This is a genomic window from Photorhabdus viridis (genome assembly GCF_040256935.1).
Classification (GTDB): Bacteria; Pseudomonadota; Gammaproteobacteria; order Enterobacterales; family Enterobacteriaceae; genus Photorhabdus; species Photorhabdus viridis.
Genome location: NZ_JBEJZY010000601.1, coordinates 1 through 223, shown reverse-complemented (window position 1 = coordinate 223; position 223 = coordinate 1). Strand labels below are relative to the sequence as shown.

Annotated in this window: 1 protein-coding gene; it reads left to right on the top strand. The window is 62.8% G+C overall.

What is annotated here, in order from left to right; genetic code table 11:
• A partial coding sequence (locus ABR397_RS25790; protein ID WP_350307974.1) for a hypothetical protein occupies positions 1–223 on the top strand: 223 nt, incomplete at both ends.

Here is a 223-nt window from a genome sequence, read left to right as displayed (position 1 = left end):
CCTGGAGAAAAAAGGCATTGCCCACTGGCGCAGGGTGTTGACACCGTGGTTAGCGGAGTACAGTGAGGTGGTGTTGCTGCGCGGGTTGATGTTCAGTCTGCCGCTGAAAGCGACCCCGGATGCAGGACCGCAAAACTGGTTGCCCGATACCGCCTGGCAGGGGGTGTTGGCTGACAGCCGGCACCGGCACGGCAGACGAGTCGGACGTATCCAGCGGCGCAAC